This window comes from Oryzisolibacter propanilivorax, from assembly GCF_900103645.1.
Classification (GTDB): Bacteria; Pseudomonadota; Gammaproteobacteria; order Burkholderiales; family Burkholderiaceae_C; genus Melaminivora; species Melaminivora propanilivorax.
This window is the reverse complement of the sequence record NZ_FNHP01000002.1, coordinates 335,726-350,179: the sequence shown is the minus strand read 5'-3', so window position 1 is coordinate 350,179 and position 14,454 is coordinate 335,726. Positions and strand designations below refer to the sequence as shown.

Genomic DNA, 14,454 nt, shown 5'->3' with positions numbered 1-14,454 from the left:
ATTGCAGACAGACGTTTGCGTAGCCGAATGGCTCGAGCGAGTTCGGAAAATCGTGTTGATCCTACGCAGTGCATCCATCAGCCTCACCGTAGTTTCAGCAGCAGTGCGGAAACCCATGCCGATGTTGCCGCAAGCACAGACTGAAAAGTGGCTTACTCGGAATCGGCCCAAGAAAAGGACCAGGACAGTTTTCTGGCATCACTTCCAAAGTGAGCCACAGGTTCTCGTTCGGCGTCTAGTCTTGGTCAACATGCCACTTGGTACAACCGCTCTGCAGCGGGAGCCATGATTCAATCAAACCTTCCCATTGACAGCTGCCAGTTGAGCTGCTCACGCGTGTAGCATCCCCGCTACTCAAGTTTTACCGCACAGTCGCTCGACACCACTGTCGACTTGTCTGAAATCACTGCGGGGACTCCCGGCCCTGTCACAGGTTGGCCGGTCTTGATGCGCGCCGCAACGGTTGCGTTCAAAGCAAGGGCCTGGGCGACCACGTCCCTCTTGCTGTCAAATCCGTAGGCGGTCACCACGGCCTTGTCCAGAGCATCGTGGACGTCGCGAAGTGGGTTCTTCCCTGGTAGCGCCAGGGTGTCGTAAAGCACTCGAAGCCCGCCTTTCGCCGTCTTGAGCGCAGTGGTTCGCACGGCTTGGAGCTTGCGCGACGCTTCAACCACCGCAGTGACTTGCGCCGCCGTAGGTCTCTGTGGCCAGGGGAAGGTGCCGAAGACGTTAATAGAGGAATAACGAGGGTCCGACTTCATGTTTGATCGCTTGCTCATGAACCACTCGATGTGCACCTTTGACTGCAAGACGCCGAAGCTGTAGTCGTCATCAAAGGCAAAAACCTGCAGCGCGTCGCCAGGCTTCACCTTCGAGCTCACGAAGAAGAGAATGGGCCTAGAGGTCACCCGGGAGCAAGCAAGGTAGCGCGGTAGCCCTGCGATCGCTTGCAGTAAGTTTGTACGCCGGTATGACAGCTGCCACCACCTCTCCAGGAACTGCACGTGGTGGGAGCGCTCCTCCTCGTCATCCACCCTCTTTTTGGCCGCCGCCTCACGCTTTGGCAGCACGTTTTGCTTGACCAGCTCCAAGGCCTTGGGGAACTGTTGCGCTGCGAGCAAGTCTCGCTCGCCGAAGTCCAAAATCATGCGGCTAGGCTTCGTGGCGCCGCCGAGCACTTCCTTGCCCACAACGTAGGGGCTCAGCAGCTGCGAAGCGTCCGCTTCCTTGGCAATGAGTGCCTGCGCTGCATCGAGCTTGAGAACAAAGTCTTCATGGCCTGGTGTGACGCCTTGGAACGTGCGCTTTGGCTTGGTGTTGCAGGCAAGTGCAACCGCGGTCTTCGTGTCGGTCTTGTCTGAGAGTGATGAGCTGATGTACGACACCTCTCGCATGTCGAGGTCGTACTCTTTGGCCGCACGAACCGTGCCTTTAGCACTCTTGGGTTTGCGCAGGGCTTTCTTGGTCTTGAACCACAGCCGCCTTGTCTCTGGCAGCACTGCGTCGTCTTGAGACTTCACCCAGTTGGCGATGGAGACGTGAACGTTGGCGTCGCCAGACCAAGGCTGGTTGTCCACCGCTTCAATGACGGTGCCGCTGACCGTCACGTGATCAAGACCGCCGATGCGAGACTCGTTGCTGCGGATGTTCTGGGTGCCGACAAGACCAGCTCGACCCTGCAGTGGGTCTGCAGGCGTGCAGATTGGCAGCGCGTCATGTGTCCGCCTAATCCAATAGACGCAGAAGTCGGCCATCCCAGGCACCTCGGGGTAGGCTCGGCGGATACGCTCGATGTAAGCCTGACCGAGCTCCGGCTTCATCTTCTTCACGCCCAGAAAAGGCGGATTGCCGATGATGACGTCAGCCGTGGGCCACTCGGACCTGCTTCCCGTATCGGTGACTAAGGCGTCTCGGTGCACTATGTTGCTGTCCAGGTTGTCCAGGGGCAGCGCTGACTCCGAGACGTGGAGCTCGTCGATGCTGAGCTTGTGAGCCAGCATCATTGTGACCTTGGCAATTTCTACCGCAAACGGATTGAGGTCCATGCCGTAGAAGTTGGTCGTCGTCACGAAACCCAGGGTGCGCTGATTGACGTCCACCGACTTCGGAAAGCGATCGGCCATGCGGTTGTAGAGCTGTGCCTCAAGGCGCTTAAGTTCACGGTACGCAGTGAAGAGAAAGTTGCCGCTCCCGCACGCCGGGTCCAGCACTGTGAAGGTCTGCATGCGGTGCGCCAACCCCTGCATCTCGGAGAGGGTCTTCGTCCCCTCAATAGCTGCTCGCCATGGCTCGACGATGGTCGGCCCGACGATCTTCATAATGTCAACCGGCGATGTGAAATGCGCGCCCTGGGCGTGTCGCTCCTCTTTGCCCAGCGAATGCTCGAACAAGGTGCCGAAGATTTCCGGTCGGACCTTGGACCAGTTGAAGTCACAGGCCTCTTTCAAGAGGGAGCGCTCTTCGGCGACCAGTTCGACCCTCGCTGGGTTGGCGTACAGGCCTCCGTTGAAGTACGCCACGCCCTTGTATCGGCCACCCGGGTTGCCTGAGGCACGGTTCATGGCCTCGAACAGGCCGCCCAGAATGTCGTACGTGTCCTCTGGCGACTTGCACTCGTCGAGCAGCCGCTTCACCAGATACTTCTCCAGAAGCCCAATGTCCTCCGCAAAGAAGGCCATGAGGATTTGGAGGATGAAGCGCTGAGCCAGGGGGCGCTCGATGCCGCGCCCGACCATCGCGTTGAAGCACCTTGCCAGCTTGTCCGCGGCCTCCCGAGTGACCTCTTCGTGGTGGTTGCCGAAGACCGGAGCGACGTCGCCTGGAAAGAGGAAATTCAGCGCCCCGTAGCGGTTCGGGAGGTCAGCAAGCTTGACCGTCTCAACCGGCGAGTCCATCTGGGTCTCGAAGTCGTAGACCCAGAACTCGTCGAAGTTGCACAGCACTGCATACCTGGGACGGTTAGGCACCAAGTAGGTCCAGTACTCAAAGGCTTGCCGGTAGTGCTTCTTGAGGTCAGCACCCCTCTTTTTCATCTCCACGACAACGCGTGGCTTCCACACCAGGTCCGCGAAGGACGTGCCGCCGGTGTCGTTCTTCTTGACGCGCTCCTCGCACGTTGCGCCTGCTTCCAGCAAGCCCTTATGGCCAAAGGCTTGGAAGAGGTAGTTCAAATAGATTTGAGCCTCTCCCTTCTCATCGCCCTTGATGTGCCCGCCCACCCAAGCAACGAACTCTTCGAGCTTCTTAGTCTTATCGCTCATGCGCGTTTGTTCCCTAAGCTGTACATGCTCGCAGAATCCTAAAGGAATCCCCGACCCACCTGCCTGCCTAAACGTCGGCTAGTGAATAGTTAAACGCCGCTCGGCCGGGGTGCCTCGAACGACGTAGATCACCCTGAAGCTGCCTGCTGGGCAATCGTGCTCACTGACTGCTCGTGGCCGATAGGGGGCATTGATCGTTGGTCACTTGGTAGTGCTTCTGCTTGCTGATGGTTTGACCATTACTGCCGTTTCAAATGGCAACTGATGCCGTGCATGCCGATGGCGTGGCAGCGGAAGGCGATGTGACCTGCGAAGATCGGTTGGGTTAAAGCGGTGCGGGCGAAGGCTGGAGGTATCTGTCCATCTGCGTACCCCAAACGGCAACAAGCTCTGCGCGCAACACCGCTCGCAGAAAAGAAACAACATCCCCTGATACGCTGCGCGGCCTCCTGGCTGAGTCCGGGCAGCGCCATGGCAACTACCGATAGGAAGACTCACGCATGCAACTGTCCGAACAATGGGTGCTGGTCACCGGCGGTGCCCGGGGCCTGGGCCAAGCCATCACACGCGCCCTGGCGCGCGAGGGCGCTGGAGTGGTCATCAACTACCACCGCAGCGAAGCCGCCGCCCATGCCCTGGCCGACGAACTCGGCCCGCGCGCCGTCGCCCTGCAGGCCGACGTGACCGATGCCGCCGCCGTGCAGCGCCTGTTCGCCCAGGCACGCGAGCGGGCCGGCGCCCCCATCAGCGCCGTCGTCAACAACGCCCTGGCGCAGTTCTCCTTCGACGGCGACGCGCGGCCCAAGCTCGGCGACATCGCCTGGGAGCGCTTCGCCCAGCAGATCGAGGGCGCCGTCAAGGGCGCGCTCAACACCATGCAGGCCGCCCTGCCCGGCATGCGCGCGCAGGGCTTCGGGCGCATCGTGAACGTGGGCACCAACCTGTTCCAGAACCCGGTGGTGCCCTACCACGACTACACGGCGGCCAAGGCGGCACTGCTGTCGCTGACCCGCACGGCGGCGCACGACCTGGGGCCCGACGGCATCACGGTGAACATGGTCTCGGGCGGGCTCTTGCGCACCACCGACGCCAGCAGCGCCACGCCCGAGGCGGTGTTCGACCTGATCGCCAGCATGACCCCGCTGCGCCGCGTGACCACGCCGGCCGAGTTCGCCGACGCAGTGCTGTTCTTCCTCTCGCCCTGGGCGCGCGCGGTGACCGGGCAGAACCTGGTGGTGGACAGCGGGCTGGTGAAGGACTGAGCGACGGCGGCCGCGTGCCGCGTCAGCGCGCAGTGTGTGCGCCCCGCGCGTGGGCGTGGCCGTCGTGGCCGTGCTCATCGCCGTGATCGTGTTCGTGGCTGGCGGCATGCCCTTGACCGCCAAAGCTGTGCACCTCGCCGGCCAGCTCGCAGGCCTGCGCCTCCACCTGCAGCGTGATGTGGTGCAGATCGAAGCGCTGCGCCAGCAGGCCGCGCAGCGCCACCAGCAGCGCCTGCGGCTGCGCCTCGGGCGCGTGCACGACGTGCGCCGTCAGGCTGACCTGCCCGCTGGACAGGCTCCACACGTGCAGCTCGTGCACGCTGGCCACCCCCGGGTGGCCGGCCAGCGCGCCGCGCACCGCGGGCAGCGACAGGCCGCGCGGCACGCCCTCCAGCAGCACGTGCACGCTCTCGCCCAGCAGCAGCCAGGTGCGCGGCAGCACCCACAGGCCGATGGCCACGGCCACCAGCGTGTCCACCCACACCCAGCCGGTGAGCCAGATGACGAGCGCGCCCACGATCACGCCTACCGAGCCCAGCAGGTCGGCCCAGACTTCCAGGTACGCGCCCTTGACGTTCAGGCTCGCGTCCTTGCCCCCCGCCAACAGCCGCATGCTGACCAGGTTGGTGGCCAGCCCAGCGGCGGCCACTACCAGCATGGCGACGGACTGCACCTGGGGCGGCTCGGAAAAGCGCCGCCAGGCCTCGTACAGCACATAGCCCGCCACGGCAAACAGCAGCAGCGCGTTGAAGGCCGCGGCCAGGATCTCGAAGCGCGCGTAGCCGAAGGTGCGCTGGTCGTCCGCGGGCCGGCGGCCGATGCGCACCGCCAGCAGGGCGATGGCCAGGGCCACCACGTCGGTCAGCATGTGCGCGGCGTCGGACAGCAGCGCCAGGCTGCCGCTCCACAGGCCGCCGGCCACCTCCACGACCAGGAAGACGCTGGTCAGCGCCAGGGCTTTTTTCAGTTGCGATTCGCTGGCGCCTGCGCCGTGGTTGTGGGTGTCGGACATGGGGGTGTGGTGCGTGCGAAAGGGGGCAGGGCCGGGCACTGCGGCAGCGACCGTGGGCATGCTGCCCGCCAGTGCCGGGGCCGACTGTCGGACGCTGCCCCCGCCGCGTGCCTCCGGCCGGCGCGACCTGCGCGCGCCGTGGCGCCGATCGCGTGCACGGCCTGCCGTCTTTGCCTACAGTGACTGGCCGCCCACCCCGCTTGCCGCGCAAAGGAGCCACGCCATGCCTGTTCAGCACCCCATCACCGCCAAATGGCCCGCCCGCCAGCCCGAGCTGCTGCAGCTGTACTCACTCAACACGCCCAACGGCGTGAAGGTGTCGATCATGCTGGAGGAGACCGGACTGGACTACGAGCCGCACCTGGTCGACTTCGGCAAGGACGACCAGCACTCGCCCGAGTTCCTGGCGCTGAACCCGAACAACAAGATCCCGGCCATCCTCGACCCGAACGGCCCGGGCGGGCGGCAGATCGCGCTGTTCGAGTCCGGTGCCATCCTGGTGTACCTGGCGGCCAAGACCGGGTCGCTGTTACCGAAGGACGACATCGAGCGCTACGAGACGCTGCAGTGGCTGTTCTGGCAGGTCGGCGGCGTCGGGCCGATGTTCGGCCAGCTGGGGTTCTTCCACAAGTTCGCCGGTAAGGACTGGGAGGACAAGCGCCCGCGCGACCGTTACGTGAAGGAGGTGCAGCGCCTGCTGAAGGTGCTGGACCAGCGCCTGACGGACCAGACCTGGATCATGGGCGAGGACTACACGGTGGCCGACATCGCCGTGCTGCCCGCGGTGCGCAACCTGGTCGAGTTCTACGGCGCCGGCGAGCTGGTCGGCATAGCCGACTACCTGCAGGTGCAGCGCGTGCTGGCCAACTTCCTGGACCGGCCGGCGGTGCAGCGCGGCCTGAAGATTCCGTCGAAGGACGGGGATGCATGACCGCGCCGGCCTGCCACAATGCTGCCCTTTTGATAGCTGCCTGCCCTTGATTCACAAGGGCCGAGGGCCGAAATGACCATGAATTGCCCTGACAGCGCGCCGCACGCCGTCGCCCGCCTGCGCGCGGCGCGGCTGGAGCGCTCGGCCAAGCCCTTCCTGGCGCGCGGCGGCTCGCGCCGCGTGCACTGCACCGGCTGCCGGCTGGCCGTCAGCCACTGCAGCTGCGCGCTGCGCATCCGGCTGGCCACCCGCGCCGGCGTGTGCCTGCTGATGCACGACAGCGAGCCGCTCAAGCCCAGCAACACCGGCTGGCTGATCGCCGATGTGGTGGCCGACACCTTCGCCTTCGGCTGGGCGCGCACCAGCGTTGATCCGGCGCTGCTGGCGCTGCTGCAGGACCCGCAGTGGCGGCCGTGCGTGGTCTTCCCGACCGAGGGCGTGGCGCCGGCGCGCGTGCTGGGTGAAGCCGCCTTCGCGCCGGGCTGCGACTGGGCGGCGCCGCATCCTGCCGGCGACTGTGGCGCTGGCGCTGGCGCCGGTGCGCAGGCGCCTGCGGCCCGGCCGCTGTTCATCCTGCTGGACGGCACCTGGGCCGAGGCGCGCAAGATGTTCCACCGCAGCCCCTACCTGGAGCGCTTCCCGGTGCTCGGCCTGCAGGGCGGCGAGGCGACGCGCTACCGCCTGCGCCATGCCAGCCAGGACGACCAGTGGTGCACCAGCGAGGTCGCCGCGCGCTGCCTGCAGCTGGCCGGCGACGCGCGCGCCGGCGCGCTCTTGCAGGCCTGGCTGGCGGTCTATGCCGAGCGCTACGACCAGGCACGCCAGCAGCGCCCGGCGCAGCCGGACAGCCGCGCGCACCAGCGCCTGGCGGCGCTGCGCACGGGGGGCGATGCCAGGCCGCAGCTGCCGGTTGCGGATGCTGGCGCCGTGCGCGCGGTGGCCGCAGCCTCCTACCGCGCATCCGCCGCTGCTCCGATGCCCGACCGTGTGGCGCTGCCGGCCGGCGTTTGATGCCGACACGGCCCGCCGCTACCGTTCGCAGCTGCATCGCCCGACCACCGTTTTCTTTCTCCGCCTCGCCCATGACGCTGCCTACCCCACACCGCCTTCCCCGCCGCCAGGCCCTGTCCTGGGCCGCCTCCAGCAGTGGCGCGCTGGTCCTGCTGGCGCTGCTGCCGGGCTGCGCCAGCGCCGCCGCGCCGCGCTACAGCGTCGGCCTGGCCGAGATGCAGCAGGCCCTGGCCGGGCGCTTTCCGCGCCGCTACCCGCTGGCCGGGCTGCTGGAGCTGCAACTGCTCACCCCCACCCTGGGCCTGCGGCCCGAGCGCGACCAGCTCAACGCCGTGGCCGACCTGCAGGCCAGCGGCCCTCTGCTGCCCGGCCGGCCGGCGCAGGGCGTGCTGGACGTGGACTTCGGCCTGCGCTACGAGCCCAGCGACCGCACCATCCGCACCGACCGGCTGCAGGTCAACGCGTTCCGCGTGCAGGGCTTGCCGCCGACGCTGTCGCAGCTGCTGGCACAACACGGGGCGAAGCTGGCCACCCAGGCGCTGAACGACGTGACGCTGCACCAGCTACGCCCGGCCGACCTGGCGCTGGTGGACGGCCTGGGCCTGCAGCCGGACCGCATCCGCGTCACCAAGAGCGGGCTGGCCGTGGATTTCGCGCCACGCCGGCCGTCCTGAAAACGCTCCCGCTTTCGTAGCTGCAAGCCCTTGGCAGTCAAGGACCAGGGGCCGATTGGGCCTGTAACGCCGGGCCGTTCGTATTCGTCCTACGTGCCAGCGGCCGGGCGCGGTTACAAAATGGCCGCCTGATGAGCTCACCGCCGCCCGCCGCCGGCCTTTTCGCACCATGATCCCTGCCGCCCGCCTCCCCGACCTGCCCGACGCCGATGTCCTGCCCGGCGCACTCTCGGCCCTGCCCGCGGACGCGGTGGTGGTCGTCACCGGCGCCTCCAGCGGCATCGGCCACGCCACGGCGCTGGCCTTCGCGCAGCGCGGCGTGCGGCTGGTGCTGGCGGCGCGCAACCCCGACACCCTGGCGCCGGTGGCGCTGGCCTGCTGCGCCGCCGGGGCGCGCGCGATCGGCATCCCCACCGACGTGACCGACCCGGCCGCCGTGCAGGCGCTGGCGGACAAGACGGTGCGCCACTTCGGGCGCATCGACGTGTGGGTGAACGCCGTGGGCGTGGGCGCCATCGGCCGCTTCGACGAGGTGCCGCTGGCCGCGCACCGACGCGTGGTCGAGGCCAACCTGCTCGGCCACCTGCACGGCGCCCATGCGGCGCTGGCGCGCTTTCGCCAGCAGGGCCACGGGCGGCTGATCAACATGATCTCGGTGGGCGGCTGGCTGCCGGCGCCGTATGCCGCAGCCTATGCCGCCAGCAAGTTCGGCGTGCGTGCGCTGTCCGAGAGCCTGCGCGCCGAAGTCGCCGACCTGCCGCGCGTGTTCGTCTGCGACGTGGCCCCCACCTTCGTCGATTCGCCCGGCCTGTCGCACGGCGCCAACTACACCGGCCGGCGCATCAACCCGCCGCTGCCGATGGTGGACCCGCGCGCGGTGGCGCAGACCATCCTGGCGCTGGCCGAGGCGCCGCGCCCGCGCGCCGTCACCTTCATGGGCATGGGCACGCTGGCCGGGCGCGTGGCACACGCCGTGGCGCCGACGGGCGTGGCCCGGCTGATGCGCTGGGCCAGCGACTTCGGCCTGCGCCGCGCCGACCGCGTGCCGCTATCCGAGGGCAACCTGTTCCGGCCCTCGCTGCAGACCTCGGTCAGCGGCGGACGCGCCGGACAGGGCAAGGCCGCCGTGGTCGGCACCGTGGCGGCGCTGGGCGCGGCCGGTTTGCTGGCCGGCTGGTGGCTGGGGCGCCGGCGCCGCTGACAGCCCAGGCGCTTTCATTTGCATAGCGCCGCGTGCAAGCGCTGTGCGGGCAGCAGCCGCAGGCCCTGCATGGCAGGCGCGGCGGGTGTTCTCCTACAGGGCGCGGGCGGCAGCGTTTCTAGCATGGGCATGACCGGGTGGCGCGTCCCGCAGGGCGCCAGCGCATCCCGCGTTTCCCCTTCTTTTCGTTTTTGTCCCATCCTTTGCAAGGATCGTCGTCATGCCGACCGCCCAACCCTCCAGCGCCACCACCGAACCCGAAACCGCCCTGCCCGAAGGCGCCGATAAGGCCATTCCTGTCCCGGCACAGGCCGTCTCGGCGCACGCCTCGCACCGCTTCACCCTGTACGCCTACCAGGGCCACGTGTACGCCAGCAACGTGCGCGACAAGCTCATCGACCTGGGCAGCCTGGCCGAGGAGGAAGACGGCAGCTGGGCGTATGCGCTGGATGGCGACGAGTGCCCGGGCGAGTCCGGCTTTGCCAGCGCCGACGAAGCCCTGGCCGCCGTAGCGCGCTGCATCGGCTTTCTGTACCTGGACGGGCAGTTCACCGCCCAGCGCGACCTGTCCGACATTCCCCGCCCCGACCTGCCGCAGGCGCCGCAGCTGCGCGTGACGCTGGACCCGCGTGGCGTGGTCGATCCAATCGTCGGCGACACGGCCTGAGCGTGCCTCCTGGCCCGTGCGGGCCATGCACGACAATGGCGCCCTTCGTGCCGCGCCCGTGCGCGGCCAGGCCCTTTTTCTTCTCTGATCGCGCCATGAACATCGCCAAGGACACCGCCGTCACGCTCAGCTACCGCGTGACCGACCCCGCCACCGCCCAGCAGCTCGACAGCGGCAACGTCGCCTACCTGCATGGCGGCTACGACAACATCTTCCCGAAGGTCGAGGCCGCGCTGGAAGGCCAGGCGCCCGGCTTCAGCACCACCGTCGAGCTGGCGGTCGAGGACGCCTTCGGCGCACGCGACGAATCGCTGGTGCGCACCATCCCCAAGAGCGAGTTCCCGCCCGGCGTGAAGGTCGGCGGCCAGCTGCAGGGCCCCGGCGCCGACGGCCAGCCGCAGGTCTTCCACGTGATCAAGATCAAGGGCCCCGAGGTGCATCTGGACGCCAACCACCCCCTGGCCGGCCGCGCGCTGCGCTTTGCCGCCAAGGTGACCGAGGTGCGCGCCGCTACGCCCGAGGAAATCGCCCACCGCCACGTGCACGGCGGCCACGGCCACCACCACTGACAAGCTGACGGCCAGGAGGCCCTCGGCAGCGAACCGCTGGGCTGCCTGGCGCTTTCCTGATCCAGCCAGCAGGGCATTGGCGCATGCCGCCAGCGCCTGGGGTCCACAGTGGAGAGATAATTGAGATTGTTTCTCAATCGTCTTCTCATAATGAACCCCAACACCAACCGCTTCCGACCGCTGCCCATCGTGGTTGCCGTGGGCCTGGCGCTTGCGGCCGGCGCCGCCGCCGCGCAGTCGCAGAGCGCCACCGGCGCGCCATCCCTGACCGCCGTGACCGTGGAGGCCAGCGCCGACGCCTCGGCACAGGGACTGGCCAAACCCTATGCCGGCGGGCAGGTGGCGCGTGGCGCGCGCGTGGGCGTGCTGGGCACGCAGGACATGATGGACACGCCGTTCTCCGCCGCCAGCTACACCAGCGAGCTGATCCAGGACCAGCAGGCCAGGAGCGTGGGCGACGTGCTGCTCAACGACGCCGGGGTGCGCCAGGCGCGCGGCTTCGGCAACTTCCAACAGACGTACTTCGTGCGCGGCTTCACGCTGTATTCGGACGACGTGGCCTACAACGGCCTGTATGGCCTGGTGCCGCGCCAGTACATGGCCACCGAGTTCGTCGAGCGCGTGGAGGTGTTTCGCGGCGCCAACGCCTTCCTGAGTGGATCGGGCGCGGGCAGCGTCAGCGGCGGCGGCCTGGGCGGCCTCATCAACGTGGTGCCCAAGCGCGCCGGCAACGAGCCGCTCAGCCGCGTGTCCGTGGGCGCGGCCAGCGGCGGGCAGCTGTACGCCGCCACCGACCTGTCGCGCCGCTTCGGCCCGGACAACGCCACCGGGGTGCGCCTGAACCTGGCGCGGCGCAGCGGCGCCACGGGCGTGGACGGCGAGGACACGCGCACCACCGTGGGCGCGCTGGGCCTGGACTGGCGCAGCCGCCGCGCGCGCCTGTCGGCCGACCTGGGCTGGCAGGAACACCGGCTGGGCGCGCCCCGCCCCGCCGTCACGCCCACGGCCAGTCTGCCGATGCCGGCCGCGCCCGATGCCCGGGCCAACTACGCCCAGCCCTGGACCTACTCCGACAGCCGCGACCTGTTCGGCACCGTGCGCGGCGAGTTCGACTTCAACGACCAATGGACGGGCTGGGCCGCCGTGGGCCTGCGCCGCGGCAAGGAAGACAACTCCCTGTCGGGCCTGACGCTCGCCAGCGCTGCGGGCGACGCCACGCTCAACCGCTTCGACAACACGCGCGAGAACCACATCAAGACCGGCGAGCTGGGCGTGCGCGGCAGCTTCCAGACCGGTGCCGTCCGGCACACGGCCGTGGCCTCGCTCGCGGCCTTCGACTCCAGCGAGCGCAACTCCTGGGGCTACAACTACGCCACCGGCCAGAACAACAACCTCTACCGCCCCGTGGCACTGCCCCCGCCGCCGCTGACCGGCTTCGGCGGCACGCTGGGCAGCCCGCGCGAGACCGAGCGCATCCAGACCCGCAGCCTGGCGCTGGCCGACACCATGGCCTTTCTGGACGAGCGCCTGCTGGTCACGCTGGGCCTGCGCCACCAGACCATCGAAGTGGACGGCTTCGATGCCACCAGCGGCGCCAGCGCCGGCCACTATGACAAGAGCCGCGTGACCCCGGTGGGCGGCATCGTGTTCAAGCTGCGCCCCGACGTTTCGGTGTACGCCAACTACATCGAGGGCCTGGCCAAGGGCGGCTCGGCCCCGGCAACCAGTGGCGGTCAGCCGGTCGCCAATGCCGGCGAGGTGTTCGTGCCCTACGTCACGCGCCAGAAGGAAGTGGGCGTCAAGTACGACGGTGGCCGCATCGGCGCCAGCGCCGCCTTCTTCACCTCCGACATGCCCAGCGCCTACGTGGTGGACAACGTCTACGGCGTGTTCGGCAAGCAGCGCAACCGCGGGCTGGAATTCAACGTGTTCGGCGAGCCCGCCAGGGGCCTGCGCGTGCTCGGCGGCCTGACCCTGCTGGACGCCAAGTACCTGGCCTCGGCGGGCGGCGCCTTCGACGGCCGCCGCGTGGTGGGCGTGCCGCGCAGCCAGGCCAACCTGGGTGCCGAGTGGGACGTGCCGGGCGTCAGCGGCCTGGCGCTGAACGCACGCGTGCTCTATACCGGCGCCCAGTACGCCAACGCCGCCAACACCCTGCGCGCACCGAGCTGGACGCGGCTGGACCTGGGCGCGCTCTACCTGACCGAGCTGGGCGGCCGGCTGGTCACGCTGAACGCGCGCGTGGACAACGTGGCCAACCGTGGCTACTGGGCCTCGGTGGGCGGCTACACCACCTATGGCTACCTGGTGCAGGGCGCGCCGCGCACCTTCTCGCTCACGGCCAGCGTCGACTTTTGAGCCTGGAAACGGCAGTTGACCGCTTGCCAACTTCGCGAGGAACGCATGGACATTGACTTTTGCCGCTTCGTGGGCGCTCCCCCGTGGGGCCAGCGGTGCTACGCACCCGCCAGCACCGCGCGCGCCGCGCCATGCGGCGTTGCCCCTCCTTGCGCACAGGAGTGCGCTGCGTCGTCACGCCTTGCCTGGCACGCCGATCACGGCACTGGCGAGCGCGTTCAACTACCGCTCCGAGGCTGATGCGTGCTTTCTGGACGGTGGTGCACCGCTGGGCGGGGCTGGCCGTGGCCCTGTTCCTGATCGTCGCCGGGCTCACCGGCGCGGTGATCTCGTGGGACCACGAGATCGACGAGTGGCTCAACGCCGACATCATGCACACCCCCGGTCGCGGGGCGCTGCAGGACCCGCTGGCGCTGGCCGCCGCCGTGGAGGCGGATGACCCGCGCGCCGAGGTCAGCTACATGACGCTGGGGCTGGAGGAGGGTCACGCCGCCTCCTTCCTGGTGCGCCCGCGCATCGACCCGGCGACCGGCGCCAGGTACACGCTGGGCTACAACACCGCCTATGTCGATCCCGTCACGGCGCGCATCACCGGCCACCGCGACTCCCGCAGCATCGCGCTCAGCCAGCGCAACCTCATGCCCTGGCTGCGCCACCTGCACGAGAGCCTGCACGTTCCCGCCTTCTGGGGCAGCGACCGCTGGGGCTTCCGGCTGATGGGAGCGGTGGCGCTGGTCTGGCTGCTGGACAGCTTCGTCGCGCTGTACCTGACGTTTCCCCGGCGCCAGGTGGCGCGCACGGCACCGCGCCACTGGCTGCAGCGCTGGCGCCCCGCGTGGGCGGTGCGTTGGCGCGCAGGAGGCTACAGGCTGAACTTCGATCTGCACCGCGCCGGCGGCCTGTGGGTATGGATCGTGATTCTCGTGGTGGCCTTCACCTCGTTCTCGCTCAACCTGTACCGCGAGGTGTTCTACCCCTTGATGAGCCGCATTTCCACGACCACGCCGGGGCCCTACGAGACCCTCGTGCCCGCGCCGCTGGGCAGTTTCATCGCGCCGCGCATTGGCTTCGCCCAGGCCATCGACATCGCCCGCAGCGAGGGCCATCGCCTGGGACTGCCGCATCCGCCGGGCGGCATCTGGTACGGCGGCGACTATCCGTTCTACAACGTCTCGTTCTTCGATCCCGGCGACGAGGGCGGCTCGCTGGGCATGGGCCTGTCCAACGTCTACGTCAGCTCCCAGACCGGCGAGGTGCTGGGAGCGCACCGGCCCTGGCATGGCACCGCTGCCGACGTGTTCGTGCAGCTGCAGCTGCCGCTGCACTCGGGCCGCATCCTGGGTCTGCCGGGGCGCATCCTGATGTCGGCCATGGGCTTGCTGGTGGTCATGCTGTCGGTGACCGGCATCGTCATCTGGGCCCGCAAGCGGCGCGCCCGGTTGCTGCAAAAATAATAGCTGTACACCCTTTGTCTGTCAGGGCCAACAGGGTTTTTGCATGAAGCCGACC

The 14,454-nt window shown here is 68.3% G+C and carries 11 protein-coding genes; 9 read left to right on the top strand and 2 right to left on the bottom strand.

The features are described from left to right. Positions 1-350: 350 nt before the first annotated feature. Positions 351-3,260, bottom strand: a complete 2,910-nt coding sequence (locus BLQ61_RS04320; protein WP_091567050.1) for a class I SAM-dependent DNA methyltransferase — start codon at positions 3,258-3,260, stop codon at positions 351-353. 500 nt (positions 3,261-3,760) lie between these two features. Between BLQ61_RS04320 and BLQ61_RS04315 the strand changes: the two genes are divergently transcribed. Further along, positions 3,761-4,522, top strand: a complete 762-nt coding sequence (locus BLQ61_RS04315) for a 3-oxoacyl-ACP reductase (protein ID WP_091567048.1) — start codon at positions 3,761-3,763, stop codon at positions 4,520-4,522. A 22-nt stretch (positions 4,523-4,544) separates the two neighbouring features. Here BLQ61_RS04315 and BLQ61_RS04310 read toward each other — a convergent pair whose 3' ends face one another. Beyond that, on the bottom strand, positions 4,545-5,534 hold the full coding sequence (locus BLQ61_RS04310; RefSeq protein ID WP_091567046.1) for a cation diffusion facilitator family transporter: 990 nt from the start codon (positions 5,532-5,534) through the stop codon (positions 4,545-4,547). Positions 5,535-5,757: 223 nt separating this feature from the next. On the opposite strand from BLQ61_RS04310, the gene BLQ61_RS04305 reads away from it, so the two are divergent. The 8 genes from BLQ61_RS04305 to BLQ61_RS04270 all read left to right on the top strand — a co-directional run bounded on the left by BLQ61_RS04305 (position 5,758) and on the right by BLQ61_RS04270 (position 14,399). After that, a complete protein-coding gene (locus BLQ61_RS04305) occupies positions 5,758-6,465 on the top strand; it encodes a glutathione S-transferase N-terminal domain-containing protein (protein WP_091567044.1) in 708 nt (235 codons plus the stop codon). A 72-nt stretch (positions 6,466-6,537) separates the two neighbouring features. Next, positions 6,538-7,476, top strand: coding sequence for a tRNA-uridine aminocarboxypropyltransferase (locus tag BLQ61_RS04300; RefSeq protein ID WP_091567042.1), 939 nt, complete (start codon positions 6,538-6,540; stop codon positions 7,474-7,476). 71 nt (positions 7,477-7,547) lie between these two features. Further along, on the top strand, positions 7,548-8,150 hold the full coding sequence (locus BLQ61_RS04295; protein ID WP_091567040.1) for a hypothetical protein: 603 nt from the start codon (positions 7,548-7,550) through the stop codon (positions 8,148-8,150). Between the two features lie 169 nt (positions 8,151-8,319). Beyond that, a complete protein-coding gene (locus BLQ61_RS04290) occupies positions 8,320-9,351 on the top strand; it encodes an SDR family oxidoreductase (protein WP_091567038.1) in 1,032 nt (343 codons plus the stop codon). Positions 9,352-9,571: 220 nt separating this feature from the next. Then, on the top strand, positions 9,572-10,018 hold the full coding sequence (locus tag BLQ61_RS04285; RefSeq protein WP_245703833.1) for a hypothetical protein: 447 nt from the start codon (positions 9,572-9,574) through the stop codon (positions 10,016-10,018). Positions 10,019-10,113: 95 nt separating this feature from the next. Then, complete coding sequence (locus tag BLQ61_RS04280; protein ID WP_091567036.1) at positions 10,114-10,587, top strand: FKBP-type peptidyl-prolyl cis-trans isomerase; 474 nt, start codon at positions 10,114-10,116, stop codon at positions 10,585-10,587. A gap of 150 nt (positions 10,588-10,737) precedes the next feature. Next, complete coding sequence (locus BLQ61_RS04275) at positions 10,738-12,945, top strand: TonB-dependent receptor (protein ID WP_091567032.1); 2,208 nt, start codon at positions 10,738-10,740, stop codon at positions 12,943-12,945. Between the two features lie 239 nt (positions 12,946-13,184). Then, positions 13,185-14,399 (top strand): PepSY-associated TM helix domain-containing protein, encoded by a 1,215-nt coding sequence (locus BLQ61_RS04270; protein WP_091567030.1) that lies wholly within the window; start codon positions 13,185-13,187, stop codon positions 14,397-14,399. Positions 14,400-14,454: the final 55 nt, after the last annotated feature.

Coding starts and splice junctions, on each gene's coding strand:
- BLQ61_RS04320 (WP_091567050.1), bottom strand. CDS start 3,260: ATGAGCGATAAGACTAAGAAGCTCGAAGAGTTCGTTGCTTGGGTGGGC.
- BLQ61_RS04315 (WP_091567048.1), top strand. CDS start 3,761: ATGCAACTGTCCGAACAATGGGTGCTGGTCACCGGCGGTGCCCGGGGC.
- BLQ61_RS04310 (WP_091567046.1), bottom strand. CDS start 5,534: ATGTCCGACACCCACAACCACGGCGCAGGCGCCAGCGAATCGCAACTG.
- BLQ61_RS04305 (WP_091567044.1), top strand. CDS start 5,758: ATGCCTGTTCAGCACCCCATCACCGCCAAATGGCCCGCCCGCCAGCCC.
- BLQ61_RS04300 (WP_091567042.1), top strand. CDS start 6,538: ATGACCATGAATTGCCCTGACAGCGCGCCGCACGCCGTCGCCCGCCTG.
- BLQ61_RS04295 (WP_091567040.1), top strand. CDS start 7,548: ATGACGCTGCCTACCCCACACCGCCTTCCCCGCCGCCAGGCCCTGTCC.
- BLQ61_RS04290 (WP_091567038.1), top strand. CDS start 8,320: ATGATCCCTGCCGCCCGCCTCCCCGACCTGCCCGACGCCGATGTCCTG.
- BLQ61_RS04285 (WP_245703833.1), top strand. CDS start 9,572: ATGCCGACCGCCCAACCCTCCAGCGCCACCACCGAACCCGAAACCGCC.
- BLQ61_RS04280 (WP_091567036.1), top strand. CDS start 10,114: ATGAACATCGCCAAGGACACCGCCGTCACGCTCAGCTACCGCGTGACC.
- BLQ61_RS04275 (WP_091567032.1), top strand. CDS start 10,738: ATGAACCCCAACACCAACCGCTTCCGACCGCTGCCCATCGTGGTTGCC.
- BLQ61_RS04270 (WP_091567030.1), top strand. CDS start 13,185: ATGCGTGCTTTCTGGACGGTGGTGCACCGCTGGGCGGGGCTGGCCGTG.